The organism is Paenibacillus sp. MMO-58 (assembly GCF_037146255.1).
GTDB lineage: Bacteria > Bacillota > Bacilli > Paenibacillales > Paenibacillaceae > Pristimantibacillus.
In genome coordinates this window covers 490,512-509,445 of sequence record NZ_JBBCVY010000005.1, presented here as the reverse complement: position 1 = coordinate 509,445, position 18,934 = coordinate 490,512, and the positions used below count along the sequence as shown (strand labels likewise).

Below are 18,934 nucleotides of genomic sequence, written 5' to 3'. Positions count from 1 at the left end.
GCTCACGCGTCAGGGACAGTTAAGGTAAAGACTTGATCTTAGTAGGTTACGAGGGAGAACACTTCCACGCCTTCGAGCTTCTCGCGGCCCGTCAGGTAGGACAACTCGATCAGGAATGCGGCGCCAACCACTTCGCCGCCCAGCTGGCGGACAAGGTTCATCGATGTTGCGATCGTACCGCCTGTAGCAAGCAGGTCATCCGCAATAAGCACGCGTTGGCCTGGAGAAATCGCGTCTTTATGCATCGCCAGGCTGTCATTGCCGTATTCCAGGTCGTAGCTAGCCTGAATCGTCTCGCCAGGCAGCTTGCCGCTTTTGCGGATCGGCGCAAAACCAACGCCAAGCGCCGTTGCAAGCGGAGCGCCAACAACAAAGCCGCGCGCTTCCGGTCCTGCGATAATGTCGATTTTCAGATGTTCAACCGCTTTACGGATATCCTCGATAGCAGCACGGTATACGTCGCCATCCTTCAGAAGGGTTGTAATATCTTTGAATCTAATGCCTGGCTGCGGAAAATCGGGAATCACCCGGATGTAGTCTTTGAAATTAATATCGCTCATTCTTTTGTTCAATCCTTTCTCTACTTCCCATATCAATTATGCCATTACTTCATTTGGAACATACGGCGAACGCAGCCTTTCGGCTTCGCGTTTTGCCTCTTGATACCTCTGAGACGTACCAAGATCACGCTTTTGCGGTGCCTCAGCAACAACGAAATGAGTGCCGTCTACCGCAATAAAACCAAGCTCGAGGAATACCTCCAGCATGACGGTTATCATCTGCTCCGGCCAGCCGCATTGCCCGGATAGATAGGCCTCGATTCCTTTTGCCGGAATACGTTGTTTTCTCCTAAGCAGCTGGTATACCTGTCCGAAGTGCTCCCGTTCAGGGAATCTGGCAAGAGCTCCTCCGAAATACAGATCATGAATATGCAGCTGGGCTTTGCGCTGGCCGTTCCATTCGTTAACCGACAGCTCGCCAACGAGATCGATAGGCAGGCCTGCCTGCAGCTGATTCGACAGCTCTCCCAATCCGAACCCTACCGCATCCAGGGAAGCACGCCCGCTGCGCAGCGAGAGCTTCAAATGTCTGGCATCCTTGCCCATCGTTCGATAGTCAGACAACTCGGCGGATTGCAGCAGCAGCCTAGGAGACGGATTGCCCGCCCCAAACGGCTCGAGCAAAGCAAGCTGACCTATCGTATGCACGCTTGCGTCCCCAACCGGACAGACTAGATCAATAGCAGTCTTCGGAATCCAATCCTGCTCCGTGAGCCATTCCATTGCCAGCTCGCCAAGCTTCTCTTCGAATGCAGGCAGCTGATCGCGGTGAAGGCTCATGCCGGCCGCTGCCTGATGACCGCCGTAATGGTCCAGCAGCTCGTCGCATTCGGTTAACGCGGCATGAAGATCATAGCCTTCGATGGATCTCGCCGACCCTTTGCACATTCCGCTGTCCGGATCGATACCAAGGATAATAACCGGCTTGTAATAACGCTCCAGAATCTTGGAAGCAACAATTCCGATTACGCCAACATTCCAGCCTTCGCCAGCAAGAACGATGACGGCAGGCTCTGGTCTGCCAGCCGTCTGTGCAGCGTCCCTTTTCCCCTGCCACTGCAGTTCGGCTTCCTTCACAATCCCGTCTACGATTCGTTGTCTTTCCTTGTTAAGCACGTCCAGGGAAGAAGCTGCCCTGATGGCCTCATCGTAATCACCGGTCGTCAGCAGCTCTACCGCACGCTTCGCATGATCGAGCCGCCCCGCTGCGTTAATACGCGGCGCCATGCCAAAAGCAACGGTCGTGGACGTCACTTGGTCCAGCTCTATCCCGCATGCTTCCGATAATGCCCGGAAACCGGTATTGCCCGTATTTTGCAGCCGGGCGAGTCCAGCCCGGACCAATACCCGGTTCTCATCCGTAAGCGGCATGATGTCCGCAATCGTGCCAAGGCTGACAATATCCGTCCATTCCATTGGAGGACGCCCCATAAGAGCCGTCGCCAACTTGAAGGCTACGCCAACACCGGCTAAGCCTTTGAACGGATAAGGACAATCCTCCCGTTTCGGATTAACAACGGCAACCGCATCCGGAATCCGCTCCGGCGGTTCATGATGGTCGGTTACGACCATATCAATGCCCAGCGACTTCGCATATTCCACTTGCTCGTAAGCGCTGATGCCCGTATCAACCGTGACGATAAGACGGACGCCGTCAGCCGCGGCCAAATCAATCGCCCCGGTATTCAGGCCATAGCCTTCCAAGGCGCGATGCGGAATATAATAATCAAAGGTATAACCTAGTTCGCGGAATACATGGATCAGCAGCGACGTACTGGATACACCGTCCGCATCGTAATCCCCGTAAATACGAATGAATTCGCCATTATCCGCCGCCTGCCGAATCCGGGCAACGGCTTCCGTCATCCCAATCAGCAGATACGGATCATGCAGCCGGTCTTCCCCTCCCCGCAGGAAGGTTTCTGCCGCTTCCTTATCCTTATAGCCTCTCTGGACAAGAAGCTTGGCAACAAGAGGAGGAATTCCAAGCTGTACCGACAACCGTTCCGCCTGCTTCTCATCCTCTTTATTCCAAGGCGCCAAATTCCAGCGTGTTTTTGCCTGTATCACGCTAAAGTTTCACCCCTTTCCATTCTATTGCAGAAGCGTTGGCATTTGCTCCTGGTTCGGGTCATGATTCGATTTGTAAGGATAACCGGGATCATAAGGCTCCACATGGATCGTTACGTCCGTAACATGGCCGAACCGGGTAAGCAGCAGCTGCTTCGTCCGCTTTGCAATTTCATGGCCTTCCAATACGGAAATACGCGGATTTACACTGATCACAATATCAGCAACAACATAGTGCCCTTGCTCCTTGGCCTGAATCGATTCTACGGTAATAACCCCTTCTACCCGCTGAATCAGCTGCATCAGTATTTCCGTGTCCTCATTTTGGATCTCAGCCTTTGCATCTTTTCTTACAAATCCGGCGATCGTGCGATATCCGCTTAACATGACAATGACTGCAATTACAATTGCAGCCGCAGGATCCAAATAATACAAAGCCGGCAGCGCCGCAGCCTTCCCAAGCATAGCTCCCCCTGCTCCAACAAGCGCCGCAAGCGAGCAATACAAGCTTGAGCCGCGTTCCTTCTGGGAGAAGAACATCTCCCGTACAAGCAAACTAAGGAGAATTGCGGCAAGCGCGGTCCAGTGCGGCGGATTATCGACCCCTTCCGCAATGGAACGAATGGCTGAAATGCCAATCTCCAGGCTCGTAATCAGAAAAAACACGGCCAGGAAAACATTCGTCAGCGCTTCAGTCCGCAGCACCGCAGCCGTTTTTTTGCTTCCCTCCTGCTTACCGGACAACAAAGCAAAAGCGGCGGCACATTCTGCCGCCGTACGGAAGGCATCGGCGAGCAGCGATTTGCTGCCCGCGAGTCCGCCTACTATGCCTTTAAACAACGCCAGCGCCGCAGTTCCCCATAAGCCTGCCTGTTCAGCCGGCTTTGCCTTCGCATATCGTTGTTCGGTTGACATTTATGCCTCCAGCGTGGAATGGACGCCGGTTATGGAACAAGTCCAGCTCCCATTCCACTTTTTCATAGAGTATTTTTCTATATTTGACGTTAATGCTTATACCGCTTTTTTGGCCGCTGCTTTCGTAGACGGCTTTTGCTTGCTCTTCATAACCATCCACAGTGGAGCTGCGATACAGATCGAAGAATAAGCGCCGCTCGCAAGACCAATCATCTTCGCGAGAGCGAACAGCTTAATCGATTCGCTGCCGAAGATGAACAGACACGTCGCGATAATGAGAACGGCGAGTACCGTGTAAATGTTACGCGCCATGGTTTGCCACAAGCTTTGGTTAACAAGATCGCCGATTTGATCGGCATTTTTTGTTTTTGCAAAACGAAGATTTTCGCGGATCCGGTCGAAGATAACGATCTTATCGTTAATCGAGTAACCAATCGTTGTCAATACGGCCGCGATAAACGGCAGGTCAACCTGAAGACGGAAAATCGAGAACATGGTAATAACGACAAAGGCATCATACAAAATCGCAATGTTGGCTGCAAGCGCCATACGCCATTCGAAACGGATCATAACATAGAGCATAATCGCTACGCTCGCGATAATAACAGCGTAAATCGCTTTAACGCCAAGCTCCTGCGCGATATCCGGCGATACAACGTTTACCTCCGAAGATACATTATCACCGTATTTTGCTTTAAAAGCATCCTCGATAGCCTGTACCTTCGGCTGATCGAGAACATCGTCAAACCGAGCCGAGACCCGGTCGCCGTTTGTCCCTCCAACCGTAGGCGTAATGTCGGAATAGCCTTGCTCGGACAAAATATCTTTGGCTTCCGCCTGGGTTATCTTCTTGCCTACGAGAATATCCATGTTGGTACCGGCCTTGAAGTCAACCCCGAAGTTCAAATGGAAGATGCTGACCATCAAGATGCCGACAATCGTCAATATAGCCGAGAATAAGAAAAACTTGTTGCGGTGTTTAATAAAGTCAAACCGAACCTTTGCATTATAGAGCACGGATTTCTGCCTCCTTCACGCCGTAGTAGCCAGGTTTAGTAAAGAGGTTACTGCGGATTAGCAAGTGAATCAGCAGACGCGCCAAGAAGATGTTGGTCACGATACTTACGAGAATACTGAAAATCATCGTCAGGGCGAAGCCGCGGATGGCGCCGTTACCGATAAAGTACAATACGACGCAAGAGATGATATTCGTTACGTTCGCATCCATAATGGTACGGAACGAGTTTTTCGAACCGGCCTTCAGGGAAGACAGCAGGCTCTTGCCGCTGCGAATCTCTTCTTTGATCCGCTCGTACATAATGATGTTGGCGTCAACCGCCATACCTATACCGAGTACAAACGCCGCGATGCCCGGCAAGGTTAGCGTAGCGTTCATCAGTTCAAACACAACAACGAGCAGCCAAGTGTAGGTAATGACCGTAATACCGGCTACAAAACCAGGAACACGGAACAAGACGATCAGCAAAATCAAAATGATGATTGTGCCGATAATACCAGCGCCAACCGTATCTTCAAGCGATTTTTGTCCAAGTTTCGCGCCTACGCTTTGCGTATAGATCTCGGTCAGCTTCAGCGGCAAAGCACCGAGGTTGATCGTATCTTTCAGCTTGTTCGCTTCATCAAGGGAATAATTACCCGAGATTTGGGCCGAACCGCCTGTAATCGGATAGTTAACAGAAGGGCTGGACAGCAATTCATCATCCAAATAAATCGACAAAGTTTTGCCCGTCAGCTTTGTTGTAACGTCTTCGAACTTCTTCGCGTCTTTCAGTTTAATGGTGATCATCGGTTTGCCCAATTGGTCAAACTCGACTTTCGCACCGTTTTGCACGAAATCATTGCCTTGCAGCTCAACCGTGCCGTCCGGACCGCGGAATGTCAGATTAACCGGCTTTTTCAGCATTTCTCTGATTGCCGTTTCATCCGTGACACCAGGAATTTTCACCCGAATCCGGTTGCTGCCCTCACGGGTAATTTCAGGCTCCGTCGTACCCGTGGAGTCAATACGCTGCTCCAGGCTATGCGCCGTTTCTTTGAGCGACTCGGACGTTACCTGTTCGCCGCCTTCAAGTGGTGAGGCTTCGTACAATACCTCGAATCCGCCCTTCAAGTCAAGACCGAGCCGGATATCTTTGACAAGAGCCGGGCTCGTCCATGCGATAGCGCCAAACATGATGACAACGACCGCAAGGAAGGCAGTTAATCTCTTCCAGTTCATACGTACATAGTCCCCCTTAAGATCTCAATATTCCTATTATACTTAGGTTGTACTTGCGTGTAAAATTGCACGAAAAAAAAAGAAAACCCTTCCGTTAGAAATGGTTTCCCCGAAAAGCGCTCAGCGTCATAAAATTCATAAATTTTGTCACTTTTAAGGACAAGATATCGTTTACGATCTGATGAAGCTCCGGCTGACCGGTCTTGCTATACTTCTCGCTTACGCATTCCCAAATCTCTTTCCCCGTTACATGTTCATATCCGATGAGATGAAATTCTTCCGCCTTGCTGTTGCACAGCTGTTCGATCGCGCTGTTCAGATCCTCATCTCCCACGGCTGTCTCCTCCTTCTGGCCTTGCAAATGCCCTATTCCGATAGTGGTAACTGTCCTCCTACCTATTCGATACTGCTTGTCGATTTTCCTGCTGAATCTTTTGAATTGATAAATTTGGATGATTCATGATTCGGACATGCCGCGCATAAAGATGTACGGATACAGTAGGTGGGATTATTGAAGAGATGAGGGCGACGAATGACGAAGCAAACGTTTATAAAAGGGGCTATGATTCTGCTGGCCGCCGGCATCATTAACCGGCTGCTCGGTTTTGTTCCGCGTATTGCTCTCCCGAGAATCATCGGAGCGGAGGGCGTCGGGCTGTACCAGCTCAGCTACCCGTTCTTGACGGTTATGCTGACCGTTATAACAGGCGGCATTCCGCTGGCCATTACCAAATGGACGGCTGAAGCCGTATCTCGCGGCGACTCTACGCGGGTCAAACAAATTTTCCGGACAGCAATGGGCCTTACTATCGTACTAGCTATCGTGATGACGGCTGCGCTGCTCCTCTTCGCGAAATGGATTACGACCCATCTGCTAACCGACTCCAGGGTCTATCAGACGTTTATGGTAATGACGCCCCTGATGCTTATCATAGGAGTTTCCTCCGTCTATCGGGGCTACTTCCAAGGCATGCAAAATATGATACCTTCCGCTGCCTCGCAAATCGTTGAAACCATCATCCGCATTATCGGCTCCTTGACCTTTGCTTCCCTGCTGCTTCCGAGGGGGATCGAATGGGCTGCTGCCGGTGCCATGCTTGGGGTTGTCGCGGGAGAGATTGGCGCTCTTGCCGTTCTGCTCTGGACGTATGCGAAGGAACGCGGGAAGCCTAAGCCCGCTCCAAAACGCACATCCGCTGATCCGCCCGAAGAAAATACCCCTGTGCTTCGCCGCTTGCTTGGCTTGTCCATTCCGGTGACCGGAAGCCGGATGGTCGGATCCTTGTCTTATTTGCTGGAATCGATTCTAACCGCCCGAAGCCTCGCTGCCGCTGGGATTGCAACCGGCGTAGCCACTGCCCAATACGGCGCGCTGCAAGGGATGATCATTCCGCTGCTGCTCCTGCCAACGGCCTTAACCTTCTCGCTTGCTTCCTCCCTGGTTCCTTCTTTGTCTGAAGCGGCGGCAAAGGGAGACAAAGCGACGATCCATATCCGCATGCATCAGTCGATGCGCCTTGCTCTAGTTGCCGGAGCTCCGTTTGTTGTTGTGATGTGGCTGTTCGCCGAACCGATCTGCCGTCTGCTCTACAATCAAGCAGATATTGCCCCGATGCTCCAGCTGATAGCTCCAATCGGCATATTCATTTATTTGCAAGCTCCCTTGCAGGCTGCTCTTCAAGCGTTGAACAAGCCCGGCACAGCGCTAATGAACACCTTTGTCGGGGCTGCCGTCAAACTCGTTCTGATCGTTATGCTTGCCTCAAAGCCCGAGCTGGGCATATACGGTGCGCTTATTGCCATTAACGTCAATATCGTGCTCGTTACGGTCCTCCATGGCATCAGCGTATTGCGCTTTATTGGCTTCCATATGCAGGTGCTGGATTTCGTAAAGGTTGGAGCAGCCATGATCGTTATGGGCGCCGCCGCAAGATGGATGATGAATACCCAGCCGTTATCGCTGGAATGGATCAATCTGATGCTGGCATGCATGATCAGCGTAATCCTGTATCTGCTCTTAATGGTCTGGATGAAAATAATCGACCGTTACGATATTGCCCGCATCCCGGTTCTGGGACAATGGTTTAAATGAGAACCAACGCAAGAAAAAGCCGTGCTTCCTTGTCCGGAAGCGACCCCCTGTTCAAATAGTGGCAGGGGGTCGTTCCAGCTAGTAGCGCGGCTTTTTGTCGGTATCGATAAACAGCTTTCCTTTATGGTCAATCGTGCAAAGAAATACTTCCTTGAAATCGTGCACGCCCTGTTCCTGCAGCACATTTTTCAGCCAGAATCTGGTTTTGTCCATCTTGGCCAAATTCTCATCCTGAACTTTGCCGTCCATGATCACAGGGATCGGCAGCATTTCGAACCGGAATCGCCCCTGCGTCTGGGACTGCGGCTTTAGGATCGTTTTCTCGGCAGCTTGGTCCTTTGGTTCCTCTTGTGCCTTGTTTTCTTCTTTTTCTTTCTCTACAACCGATAATTTCCCTGTTGTCTCGAGAATGGCAAACTCAACATCAGCAACCGTGCTGATCTTGTTTTCCCTTAATTGGAGCAGCAGATCATCAAGATTATAGCGCTGCTTCCGCATAACATCACGGTTCAGCTTCCCTTTTGCAATGATGACACTTGGTTTCCCGTCAAACCATAACCGCACGGTTCGATTCTTAAGGGCGATGAAGGCGATGCCGATCTGAATGATAAGCAGAACAACCATGGGCAAAATGCCTTCCCACATCGAACGCTCTACATCCTCGATAACGATAACGGCAATTTCAGCAATCATTACGGAGATAACCAGGTCAAATACGGATAGCTTGCCAATTTCCCTTTTTCCCATAAAACGCATGATCAGAAATACGACGAAGTAAATCAATACGGTTCGGAGCAGCATGCTCCCATATTCCATCCTAACCGCCTCCTCGTTTTTGTCATGCCAGCTTCGGAACAGCACGTAAAGCTATTCTGGCCTACAGCCTGACACATCATGCGATTATCGGAGTAACGAATTTATGGGTAAATAACCTATGGTAATACAATAAAATAGATATATATGGTGGAAATAACAAGAGCAAGCAGCGTTAACGGCGCTCCGATTTTCAAGTAATCCAAGTAGCTGAAGCCTTTGCCTTCCCGCATCGCAAGTCCCGCTACGACCACATTGGCCGATGCGCCGATCAACGTTCCGTTGCCGCCCAGACAGGCTCCAAGCGACAAAGACCACCATAAAGGATTAAGATCATCGGGATTTGCAATGTTCATCTGAACTCCAAGATCCTGAATAAGCGGAATCATCGTCGCCACAAACGGGATATTGTCTATAGTCGCGGAAGCAATACCCGACACCCATAAGATCAGCATGGAGGTCTTGGTCATATCGCCGGAAGTGATCTGCAATGTGACATTTGCCAGATCCGAAATGATGTTTGTCTCCACCAGACCGCCAACAAGCATAAACAATCCGATAAAGAAAAAGATCGTTTCCCATTCCACCATGTCAAAGGCAGCCTCAGCGTCCTCCCGCTTCACCCCAATCAGCATAAGAAGCGTGGCACCGCCCAGGGCAATCGCAGCCGCTTCAACATGAATAACCGAGTGTAGAACAAAGCCGGCAATCGTCAGCAGCAGGATCGTTAAAGACTTCGCCATCAGATTACGGTCCGTGATGTTGTCCTCCGCTTTTAAGTCCATAAGCTCCTTCTTTGATTCGTCGGTTACAATCAGCTTTTTCCGGTAAATCCAGACAAGCAAAGCGATTGTAACAACCAGGATAACAAGAATTACAGGAGCCAGGTTTACAAGAAAGTCATTAAACGTTAAATTCTCGTTGGCCGAGCCAATCATGATATTAGGCGGATCACCAATTAAGGTAGCCGTTCCTCCGATATTGCTCGACAAGATTTCAGCCAGCAGGAAAGGTACCGGCGTGATTTTCAGTATCCGGGTAATCGAGAACGTAATCGGAACGATCAGAAGCACGGTCGTTACATTATCAAGAAAAGCGGAACCAACCCCCGTAAGCAAAGACAGGATAATAAAAATTTTAACCGGATCGCCTTTTGCGGTCTGCGCTGCTTTTACGGCAGCATACTGGAACACGCCTGTCTTATTCGTAATGCCAACCAGGATCATCATCCCGATCAGCAAGAAAATTGTTCCCCATTCGATGTGTTCGGTAAAAGCCAGCTTCATATCCAATACGCCAAGCACAATCATGACAACCGCACCAAATAAAGCAATGACGGTACGGTTTATTTTTTCCGTAATGATAATGGCATACGTCGTGAGGAAAATAACGACAGCAGCCGTTACCTGCCACGCAGCAGGATGGTAAATCTGTTCCAAACTAACAACTCCTTGTTTCAGCAATTCAAACAGCAAAGCACATTATACAAAAAAGTTGTAAATAACGTCCAGTCCGAGTCAAACGACAGGTCTAATCCGACCAGCTTGACCATAAGGTGTACTAATAGTCTTGTACAAGGGGGGAATAAGATGAATTCGATCAAATCGATCGCCAAGCCGCCGCGTATCGGCTCTCCGCTAATTGCAGGCGTTATATATTCGATTATTTGGCTTGCTATAGGCGCACTGTTGCTTTCGTGTTTGCTTTACTTCAGCAATATGAAGGAAAACAACCTGCCTCAGTACTCGCTTGCCGTCCATGGCTTCTCCGCTCTAGCCGGAGGTTTCGTGTCGGGTAAACGCTCCGGTATGAAAGGCTGGTATCACGGAGCCCTGCTTGGTCTCATTTACGGCATTACCGTGCTGACCATCGGTTTCCTGGCAGCGAACAGCGGATTGACCGGCAAAAGCGCCATTATGCTGCTTGCCGCTATGCTGGCTGGAGCCTTTGGCGGAATGATCGGGGTTAACCTTAAGAAATAACGGTAATGAATAATTATGCCTCTGCACATACTACACTCATGAAAAAGAAGCTGACCCTAAGGATCAGCTTCTTTTCATTTGGCATTATTCCGTTGCTGCCGGCGCGCTGTTCAGTACGGAGCTGATTGCGCTACGGTCGAACGTCATCTTAGTTGTATCGTTTACGCGAAGAACAACGATGTCGTCCGTCAGCTCAACGATTGTGCCTTGAAGGCCGCCAATCGTTTGAATTTTATCGCCCTTCTTCAGCTGGCTGAGAAGCGAGTTACGCTGTTTTGTTTTCTTCTGTTGCGGACGAATAAGCAAGAAATAGAACACCGCAAACATCAGAATAAAAGGCCAGATCATTTGGAAAATATTCGTGCTGCCTGCCTCACCTGCTGCTAAAAATGTCGTCATGGAAATTCCCCCCTTTCCCTAAAATCTAAGCTTAAAAGCCCTTCTCGTTATCGAACAGTCCATACTTGGTGAAAAATTCGTCGCGGAAATCAAGAAGCCTGTCTTCCATAATCGCCTGACGCACATCACGCATGAGCTGTAATAAGAAATGTAAGTTGTGATAGGTCGTAAGCCGGATGCCAAACGTTTCGTCTGCTTTGAGCAAATGCCGGATATACGCTCGCGAGTAGTTTTGGCAGGTGTAGCAGGAGCATTCCGGATCAAGCGGACCGAAATCCTCAGCGAATTTCGCGTTGCGTACAACAAGACGGCCTTGGCTTGTCATCGTTGTCCCGTTGCGGGCAATACGCGTCGGCAATACGCAGTCGAACATATCCACACCGCGGATCGAGCCCTCGATCAATGCGTCCGGCGAACCAACGCCCATCAAATATCTTGGTTTGGTTGTTGGCAGCTCAGGTACCGTGTAATCAAGCACTTCATACATCAAATGCTTAGGCTCGCCTACACTCAGTCCACCAATAGCATACCCCGGGAAATCCATGGAAGTCAAATCCTTCGCGCTCTGGATCCGCAGGTCTTTGTACATGCCGCCCTGCACGATTGCAAACAATCCTTGGTCATGTTTGCGGGCATGGGAGTTAAGGCATCTCTCCGCCCAACGCGTAGTGCGCTCAAGCGATTGCTTCACGTAATCATAATCAGCCGGATATGGCGGGCATTCGTCAAAGGCCATCATAATATCCGAGCCAAGCGCGTTCTGAATCTCCATCGCCTTCTCCGGAGAAATAAACAGCTTGTCCCCGTTCAGATGGGAGCGGAATTGTACGCCTTCTTCCGTAATTTTACGCATGTCGCTTAAGCTGAATACTTGAAAGCCGCCGCTGTCGGTAAGAATCGGACGGTCCCAGTTCATGAATTTGTGAAGGCCTCCTGCCCGGCCGACAATGTCATGGCCAGGGCGAAGGAACAAATGGTACGTGTTGCTCAAAATAATTTGAGCATCCATCGTTTTTAATTCTTCCGGACTCATCGTCTTAACGGTTGCCTGAGTCCCTACCGGCATAAACGTTGGCGTCTCGATAACGCCGTGCGGAGTGTGGACCCGTCCAAGACGCGCGCCGGACTGTTTGCAAACTTTAATTAATTCGTATTTTACAGCCACTAGTCATTCTTCCTGTCTACTTGGAATTATCGTGCTTGCGTAAGCTGGTGCTAATAGATAAACATGGCGTCGCCGAAGCTGAAGAACCTGTATTCTTCACGGACAGCTTCCCCGTAAGCCTTCATAATCGCATCCCGTCCGGCCAGTGCGCTGACCAGCATAACAAGCGTCGATTTCGGCAAATGGAAGTTTGTCAGCAGGGCATCTACCAGCTTAAAGTCGTATCCCGGGAAAATAAAAATATCCGTCCAGCCGTTGCAAGCCTTAATAGGTCCGCCTTCAAATCTAGCGGCTACCGTCTCGAGCGTTCTCGAGGAGGTTGTGCCCACAGCTATAATACGGGCTCCCGACGATTTGGCTTCATTTATTATTGCGGCATTTTCTTCATCCAGCTCGTAGTACTCCGAATGCATCTCATGCTCTTCAACTTTATCAACGGACATCGGCCGGAAGGTGCCCAAACCGACATGCAGGGTAATGTAGGCAAGCTTAACCCCTTTGTCGACCAGCTGCTGCAGAAACTCCTTCGTAAAATGAAGCCCTGCCGTTGGAGCTGCCGCAGAGCCCTCGTGCTTGGCGTATACGGTCTGGTAGCGTTCTCTCTCCTCCAGCCTCTCCTTGATATAAGGAGGCAGAGGCATTTCCCCCAGACGGTCGAGCAGCTCCTGGAAGATGCCCTCGTACTGGAAGCGGATCGTCCGCCCCCCCATATCGCCTTCATCCTCTACAAACGCGCGGAGAAGAGGCTCACCGCTTCCGTTGTCGCCGAACCACAACTCGGAGCCTACCTTTATACGCTTGGCCGGCTTGGCTAAAGTCTCCCAGCGGTCGCCCTCCAGCTGTTTCAGAAGCAGCAGCTCGATCTTCGCGCCTGTATCGGGCTTTACTCCTGTGAGACGAGCCGGAATGACGCGCGTGTTGTTCAGAACAAGCACATCTCCCGCTTTCATATATTCGGCGAGATCCGTAAAGGTACGGTGGGCGATTTCGCCCGTCTCTTTGTTAAGCGCCAGAAGTCTGGATGCCGTACGGTCCGCAAGAGGCGTTTGGGCAATCAGATGCTCGGGCAGTTCAAAATCAAACCAATCTACGTTCATAAATCAATCATTCCTTAGCGATGGTTACATCTTTATAGTAGTATTGCAAGATATAAGAGTAGTCATACCCTTGCTGCGCCAGACCTAACGCTCCGTATTGGGATAATCCGATTCCGTGGCCGTTCCCCGATCCGACAAAACGGAAGGAAGGATCCTTGGTTGTCGCGCGGATCTGGCTGTCTCCGTTCATAACCATAACGTTGCCGTCCGCCTGCGTGACCTTGCCGCCTGCTTGAATCATATAAACGGGCTGCGCGGAAGAAGTCTTCGTGCGGGTCGAGCCGTTAGCTCCAAGCATAGTCACCTTCGCCGTTTCGTCTACCTTAAACAACGTGCTAGGCAAACCGCCAAGCGCCGAACGAAGCACATCTGGATATTTTACATTGTAAGCCTGTCCATTGACAAGCAATTGCGTAACGCGGCCGGATGGACCTGTTGTCCCGACCTGCAAGGAAGTAATCGGACCCGTAACGCTCGCCTGCTTCGTCATCGTAGCGAGAAGCTCCGAGGACGTAAACGGACCTTTCACCCAGGACATCGCATTATTCTCGACCGCTTTGTCCAGAACGGCGACAACCGTTCCTTTATTCACTTGTCCGACTAACGTAACGGAATCTTCTACCTTCGGATTTTTCCGCACCTTGGAGCCGTCCGTATTCACGGTCATCAGCTTAACGCCAGCCGCATTCGTCTGACCCGAATCGGTCAGCAGATCCTCGCGGATATAACCGGTATCGTTATTCGGAAGAACAACGCGGTACCAGGTATACAAGCCCTTCTCCGAAGAGCTGTCCGCCGGGCTGGAAACGCTCTTCAGGTAGGCAACGGAATTGCCCCAAATTTCCGAAGCATCAGCCGTTCTGCCGCCGCCGTTCGACGAGAACAAAGCCTCAATCAGCTTGCCGTTGTACAGCATCACTTCGCCGGCCGTCTCGTCTACCGCTTGAATGGTAGAAGGCTTCTCGGTTACAGTTCCTTGATATTCCTGGCTACTTACCGTATCCACCACATTGGCGATTTGGAAGCCTGCGCCCTGGTACAACGCATACGTGCGTGCCGCTACCGCCTGTGCTTTAAGCGCTTCAAGCGGCCACGACGCGATCATCTCTCCGCCTACTACCGAATACAAATATTGCTCGAACGGCAGCTCGTTAACGACAGCCAGCTTGCCGTTAAATTCGCTAACCTCGAATTGCCCCCGGTAAGTCCGGCTGCTTCGCTCCGTCAGCTTGATCGTGCTGTCGCCGGCTGGCATAATTCGCACCTTCGCATTATTAACCGGGAACGCGTAAAGCGTAACCGGGCTGTCAGCTTTGCCGCTTAAAGTATGGTCGTTGCGTTCCAGAAGATAAGCGGAATCGTCCGCCGTCTTCAGCCCGCTGCCCGCTGCGCCGGCAGCCGTCTTAACCACATTAAGCTCAGCCGTGCTGGCGGCCGCGCCAACAAACACGGAATAACGCGCATTTGCGCTTCCGTCAGCCTTGCGTACGCCTACGAACGCATCCACACCCGCTGCGCTAAAGGCATCGGAAGCTTTTACCGCCTCCGCTTCGGAGGCGTAAGTTGTTGCGCTTTCCAGGTGGAACGGCCCTTGAATAGCCGCTTTAGCGCTGCCGATTAGCTTACTGATTGTGCTGTCCGCCGACCATTTGGTCATGGCCGCCGTAGCATCTGCCGCATTGCCGTATGTACCTTCCGCTACCTGATAGACCGTCTTACCTTTTTTCTTCAGGGACGTGATAAAGCCGCTCCCCGACAAGGCCTGCAGCCGTTTATAAACGGCAAGCGCCGTATCAAAGCTTTCCGTCTCGATTACTTTTACCTTGTAGTCGTCCTTCGCAATCCGGGATTGCACATTCGCCCCGGTATTGATCCACGGTACCGTACCCGAAGGATCGCTCATGCCTATAGTTAAACCTCCGGCAGAAGAAAATGTAGCCGCTGCCGTATTTGCCTGATATTTCCCCGGCAATTGCAGATAGATGGCAACACGAATCGTATCAAGCTGCGGAACGGCGCCAAGCGAAGGCTTGGCCCACCAAGTCGATACAAACAACAGTCCGGCGATCGTAAGCAGGGATAACCGCTTGAACGACCATCGTTGAAAATTCATCAATGATTCCCCTTTCCCTTCTCATGCTGCGGTGGCAAGTTGCATCCATTCACGGAGCAGCTTTGCTCCGTACGTCCAAACCAGTCGTATCGGCGTTTCGCGATATAACGGTACAACAAATCGCCAATCCGGCCTAAGCCGGGCAAGCGGTAAAGCGAAGCAAGCAGGCGAAAGCCTTTTATGGTGCGCAAAATCCGGACAACACCGTCAGCGCCGGCATACAGCCGGCCCTTTCCGTCTGCCACATGCATCTTCTCGTATAAGTCCGCTTCCGCAGCCTTCTCGATTCCGGGAACACGGATTTCCGCATCACCAAGCGATTGAATAGGCACAAAAATCATATCGGCGTTGGAACGGAGCTCTTGCAGCTTCTTTACCGTTCCCATGCACAAATTGCAAGTTCCGTCGTATACGACATACAGCTTTTCCCGCTCGCTCTTCATCTTCCTCACCTTTCCGGTATAGGCATGCCGAGATGACGGTAGGCCTGATCCGTTGCGATCCGGCCGCGAGGCGTCCTCTGCAGAAAGCCGATCTGCATTAGGTAAGGCTCGTAGACATCCTCAATCGTCTGGCTCTCTTCACCTATCGACGCGGCAATCGTGTCCAGGCCGACCGGACGGCCGGCAAACGTCGTCATCATAGCCAGCAGCATCTTGTGGTCGATACTATCAAGCCCTACCGGATCGACTTGCTGCAGCTCCAGCGCGGACTTCGCAATCTCGTGCGTAATGATGCCGTCTCCGCGCACCTGCGCGTAATCGCGTACCCGCTTCAATAGGCGGTTCGCAATACGCGGCGTTCCCCGGGAACGCATCGCGATTTCTTCGGATGCTTCACCGATAATGGCAATGTCAAAAATTTCAGCCGAACGGGATACGATGTAAGCCAGCTCATCCACCGTATAGAACTCCAATCGGCTGATTACGCCAAACCGGTCGCGCAGCGGCGCCGACAGGAGGCCCGCTCTCGTCGTCGCTCCAATAAGCGTAAACGGCGGCAGGTCGAGGCGGACGGATCTGGCGCTTGGCCCTTTGCCGATCATAATGTCCAGCGCGAAATCCTCCATCGCCGGATAGAGCACTTCCTCTACCGTCCGGTGAAGTCGATGGATCTCGTCAATAAACAGCACATCGCCCTCCTGCAGATTGGTCAGCAGGGCGGCAAGATCGCCGGGACGTTCGATTGCCGGACCCGACGTTGTGCGCAAGTTAACGCCAAGTTCATTGGCGATAATGTTCGACAGCGTTGTTTTCCCGAGCCCGGGAGGCCCGTACAGCAGAACATGGTCCAGCGCTTCCTTCCGCATCTTGGCTGCGTCTATATAAATCTTTAAATTTTCTTTCGCTTTGGACTGCCCGATATATTCAGCCAGATACCGGGGGCGCAGGCTTAACTCCATGGCCTGCTCATCCATCATCAGGTTAGCGGATATAATCCGATCTTCCACCCTCGCTCAGCTCCTTTGTATTAGCCTTTAAACAGCTGCTGCAAGGCACGTTTCATTAATGAATCCACCGTTTCGTCCGCGGTTACCGAAGGTGCCAGGGCGTTCCACGCCTTATCCAGCTCGGCAGCCGTATAACCAAGCGCGGAAAGCCCGTCGCGCGCTTCTTCCCAGGCAGTTCCGGCGCCTTGCTGCGCGCTTGCCGCGGAGACAGGCTGATGAGGCGCAAGCCCCGCTGCGGCAAGAAGCCCAGCATCCGTGGCAAATCCGGCCAGTTTGTCCTTAAGGTCGAGAATCATGCGCTGAGCCGTCTTTTTCCCAATGCCCGGAAGTCTCGTCAGGAACGCGATATTTTCCTGCTGAATCGCCCCGATTACGGCATCCGGGCGACCGCCGGCCAGAATGCCAAGCGCCACTCTCGGACCGATGCCCGAAACTTCGAGCAGCTTGCGGAACAAGGTCTGCTCCTCTCTCGACTCAAACCCGTACAGAAGGATCGCATCCTCGCGGACATGATGGTGAATATAAATGGTGACGGCTTCTTCCTTGCCCGCAAAGGCATACGGATTAGGCGTAAACACCCGGTAGCCGACATCCCTGACATCTAAAACGACATATTCGGATTCTACATGAGAAATAAGTCCGCGTAAAAAATCGATCATCGAAGCACCTCGTTAATTTTTTGCGACAACCCCGAAGAATGGGCATGACAGATCGCTACAGCTAGCGCATCCGCCACATCATCCGGCTTCGGTATGGCCGACAGCTTAAGAAACATTTTGACCATTTCCTGCACCTGGCGCTTCTCTGCTTTGCCATAACCTACAACGGCCTGCTTCACCTGAAGCGGCGTATATTCCGCTACCGGCAGTCCCCGCTGGGCAGCGGCCAGAATAATAACCCCTCTCGCCTGCCCTACGGCAAACGCCGTGGTTACGTTACGGTTGAAGAACAGCTTCTCCACCGCGACGGTATCCGGCTTATACTTATCCATGAGCGCAACCGCCGAGTCATAAATCTGTACAAGCCTCTCCTCTTGAGGCGTATGGGCAGCCGTCTGAATACAGCCGTATTGGACCGGCTTCAGCTTATGGCCGTCCTTATCAATAAAACCAAATCCCGCGATCGCAATGCCGGGGTCTATACCAAGAACGCGCAATCCGCCAACTCCTTTGCGGCAGTCATTACCGCTTCTTATCCGTCCATTATAGCAAAAGATGGACCATATGAGAACACGCGTTTGAGATCACAGCATGGAGGCGGAATAGCTCCGTCTATGAAAAAACCTTCCGCTGGAGAACGCGGAAGGTCAACATCCGATCAATAAGTCGGCTTCATCACTTTTTGGTTGGCGGGTATGGCAAAGTCGCTGTAGGTGGACAAAACGCTGTTATATTCATCCATATCGCCTATCTTAATACCTTCGGACAGACGGTCTACCTTATCCTGCGGCAGACTGCTCTCCATATATTTCACGTCCAACTGAAAAAAGGTCTTCACGACCTTCTCTTTTTTGGGAGCTCCTTCAAAGAGAGACAGGTAGCCTTGTTTATCCAGCCCGATATAGATATTGCCTTTGCAGGATTGCGAGAAATCTTCAATCTCCTGCTCTAGCAGCACGGTCTGACCGTCCTGCGACAGCATCGCCGTCCATTCCGGATGAGACACCAGCATACGTATCACTTCAGCGGAGGTCAATTGACCAAGCGGCTGCGTTTCCTCTCCGCAAATGTACTGGCGGTGCAGCTGAACGGCGAGCGGCTCCTCATGCTCCTGTAAAATACGGATTAGACCGGGATTGCCTTCTCCCGGTTCCTTAACAGCAGCCCCTGCCGCAGCGGCAGCCGGCGTAACGTAAAAAGCTTGTACGAGCACTGTCACTCCAATCAAGAATGATCCTAAAGTCCACATCGGACGCCGCCCCCGTCGCAGTCTTTTTTTCAATTGTTTCCATAAGCTGAACCTCATCATCATAATAATAGCCCCTTGTATTTCTTTTTGACCTAGTTTAACTCAATGCTTCCAATAATATGTACGCATAA

The 18,934-nt window shown here is 51.5% G+C and carries 19 protein-coding genes; 2 read left to right on the top strand and 17 right to left on the bottom strand.

Annotated features, from left to right (window positions below; all coding sequences use genetic code 11):
* Positions 1-38 precede the first annotated feature (38 nt).
* From WFJ73_RS18370 to WFJ73_RS18345, 6 genes are all read right to left on the bottom strand, one after another.
* Positions 39-551 (bottom strand): adenine phosphoribosyltransferase, encoded by a 513-nt coding sequence (locus WFJ73_RS18370; protein ID WP_127494695.1) that lies wholly within the window; start codon positions 549-551, stop codon positions 39-41.
* A 45-nt stretch (positions 552-596) separates the two neighbouring features.
* A complete protein-coding gene (recJ, locus tag WFJ73_RS18365) occupies positions 597-2,630 on the bottom strand; it encodes a single-stranded-DNA-specific exonuclease RecJ (protein ID WP_336774428.1) in 2,034 nt (677 codons plus the stop codon).
* 24 nt (positions 2,631-2,654) lie between these two features.
* Positions 2,655-3,545, bottom strand: a complete 891-nt coding sequence (locus WFJ73_RS18360) for a cation diffusion facilitator family transporter (RefSeq protein WP_336774427.1) — start codon at positions 3,543-3,545, stop codon at positions 2,655-2,657.
* 96 nt (positions 3,546-3,641) lie between these two features.
* Complete coding sequence (gene secF, locus WFJ73_RS18355) at positions 3,642-4,562, bottom strand: protein translocase subunit SecF (protein WP_336774426.1); 921 nt, start codon at positions 4,560-4,562, stop codon at positions 3,642-3,644.
* Positions 4,552-5,784: a protein translocase subunit SecD gene (gene secD / locus WFJ73_RS18350; protein ID WP_336774425.1), complete on the bottom strand. Its 1,233-nt coding sequence runs from the start codon at positions 5,782-5,784 to the stop codon at positions 4,552-4,554. The genes secF and secD overlap by 11 nt, the downstream gene beginning before the upstream one ends.
* Before the next feature lie 94 nt (positions 5,785-5,878).
* A complete protein-coding gene (locus tag WFJ73_RS18345; protein WP_127494535.1) occupies positions 5,879-6,118 on the bottom strand; it encodes a post-transcriptional regulator in 240 nt (79 codons plus the stop codon).
* A 198-nt stretch (positions 6,119-6,316) separates the two neighbouring features.
* On the opposite strand from WFJ73_RS18345, the gene spoVB reads away from it, so the two are divergent.
* Positions 6,317-7,876 carry a stage V sporulation protein B gene (spoVB, locus tag WFJ73_RS18340; protein WP_336774424.1) on the top strand — a complete coding sequence of 520 codons (1,560 nt, stop codon included), beginning with the start codon at positions 6,317-6,319 and terminating at the stop codon, positions 7,874-7,876.
* Between the two features lie 78 nt (positions 7,877-7,954).
* On the opposite strand, the gene WFJ73_RS18335 is transcribed toward spoVB, so the two are convergent.
* Together WFJ73_RS18335 and WFJ73_RS18330 are read right to left on the bottom strand one after the other, a co-directional pair.
* On the bottom strand, positions 7,955-8,692 hold the full coding sequence (locus WFJ73_RS18335) for a DUF421 domain-containing protein (RefSeq protein ID WP_336774423.1): 738 nt from the start codon (positions 8,690-8,692) through the stop codon (positions 7,955-7,957).
* 116 nt (positions 8,693-8,808) lie between these two features.
* Complete coding sequence (locus WFJ73_RS18330) at positions 8,809-10,128, bottom strand: ArsB/NhaD family transporter (protein WP_336774422.1); 1,320 nt, start codon at positions 10,126-10,128, stop codon at positions 8,809-8,811.
* 150 nt (positions 10,129-10,278) lie between these two features.
* On the opposite strand from WFJ73_RS18330, the gene WFJ73_RS18325 reads away from it, so the two are divergent.
* Complete coding sequence (locus WFJ73_RS18325) at positions 10,279-10,671, top strand: TIGR04086 family membrane protein (protein WP_336774421.1); 393 nt, start codon at positions 10,279-10,281, stop codon at positions 10,669-10,671.
* Between the two features lie 84 nt (positions 10,672-10,755).
* On the opposite strand, the gene yajC is transcribed toward WFJ73_RS18325, so the two are convergent.
* The 9 genes from yajC to WFJ73_RS18280 all read right to left on the bottom strand — a co-directional run bounded on the left by yajC (position 10,756) and on the right by WFJ73_RS18280 (position 18,803).
* Positions 10,756-11,070, bottom strand: a complete 315-nt coding sequence (gene yajC / locus WFJ73_RS18320) for a preprotein translocase subunit YajC (protein ID WP_336774420.1) — start codon at positions 11,068-11,070, stop codon at positions 10,756-10,758.
* 31 nt (positions 11,071-11,101) lie between these two features.
* Positions 11,102-12,235 (bottom strand): tRNA guanosine(34) transglycosylase Tgt, encoded by a 1,134-nt coding sequence (gene tgt, locus WFJ73_RS18315; protein ID WP_132307261.1) that lies wholly within the window; start codon positions 12,233-12,235, stop codon positions 11,102-11,104.
* A 50-nt stretch (positions 12,236-12,285) separates the two neighbouring features.
* Positions 12,286-13,332: a tRNA preQ1(34) S-adenosylmethionine ribosyltransferase-isomerase QueA gene (gene queA, locus WFJ73_RS18310; protein ID WP_336774419.1), complete on the bottom strand. Its 1,047-nt coding sequence runs from the start codon at positions 13,330-13,332 to the stop codon at positions 12,286-12,288.
* Between the two features lie 7 nt (positions 13,333-13,339).
* A complete protein-coding gene (locus tag WFJ73_RS18305) occupies positions 13,340-15,445 on the bottom strand; it encodes a SpoIID/LytB domain-containing protein (RefSeq protein WP_336774418.1) in 2,106 nt (701 codons plus the stop codon).
* On the bottom strand, positions 15,445-15,888 hold the full coding sequence (locus WFJ73_RS18300; RefSeq protein ID WP_336774417.1) for a thiol-disulfide oxidoreductase DCC family protein: 444 nt from the start codon (positions 15,886-15,888) through the stop codon (positions 15,445-15,447). Before WFJ73_RS18300 ends, WFJ73_RS18305 begins: the two co-directional genes overlap by 1 nt.
* Positions 15,889-15,893: 5 nt before the next feature.
* Positions 15,894-16,895, bottom strand: a complete 1,002-nt coding sequence (ruvB, locus tag WFJ73_RS18295; RefSeq protein ID WP_127494555.1) for a Holliday junction branch migration DNA helicase RuvB — start codon at positions 16,893-16,895, stop codon at positions 15,894-15,896.
* 20 nt (positions 16,896-16,915) lie between these two features.
* Positions 16,916-17,554, bottom strand: a complete 639-nt coding sequence (gene ruvA, locus WFJ73_RS18290; RefSeq protein ID WP_336774416.1) for a Holliday junction branch migration protein RuvA — start codon at positions 17,552-17,554, stop codon at positions 16,916-16,918.
* Entirely contained in the window at positions 17,551-18,051 is a 501-nt protein-coding gene (gene ruvC / locus WFJ73_RS18285) for a crossover junction endodeoxyribonuclease RuvC (protein WP_015845963.1), read from the bottom strand. Before ruvC ends, ruvA begins: the two co-directional genes overlap by 4 nt.
* A gap of 161 nt (positions 18,052-18,212) precedes the next feature.
* Entirely contained in the window at positions 18,213-18,803 is a 591-nt protein-coding gene (locus tag WFJ73_RS18280; RefSeq protein ID WP_336774415.1) for a BofC C-terminal domain-containing protein, read from the bottom strand.
* Positions 18,804-18,934 lie beyond the last annotated feature (131 nt).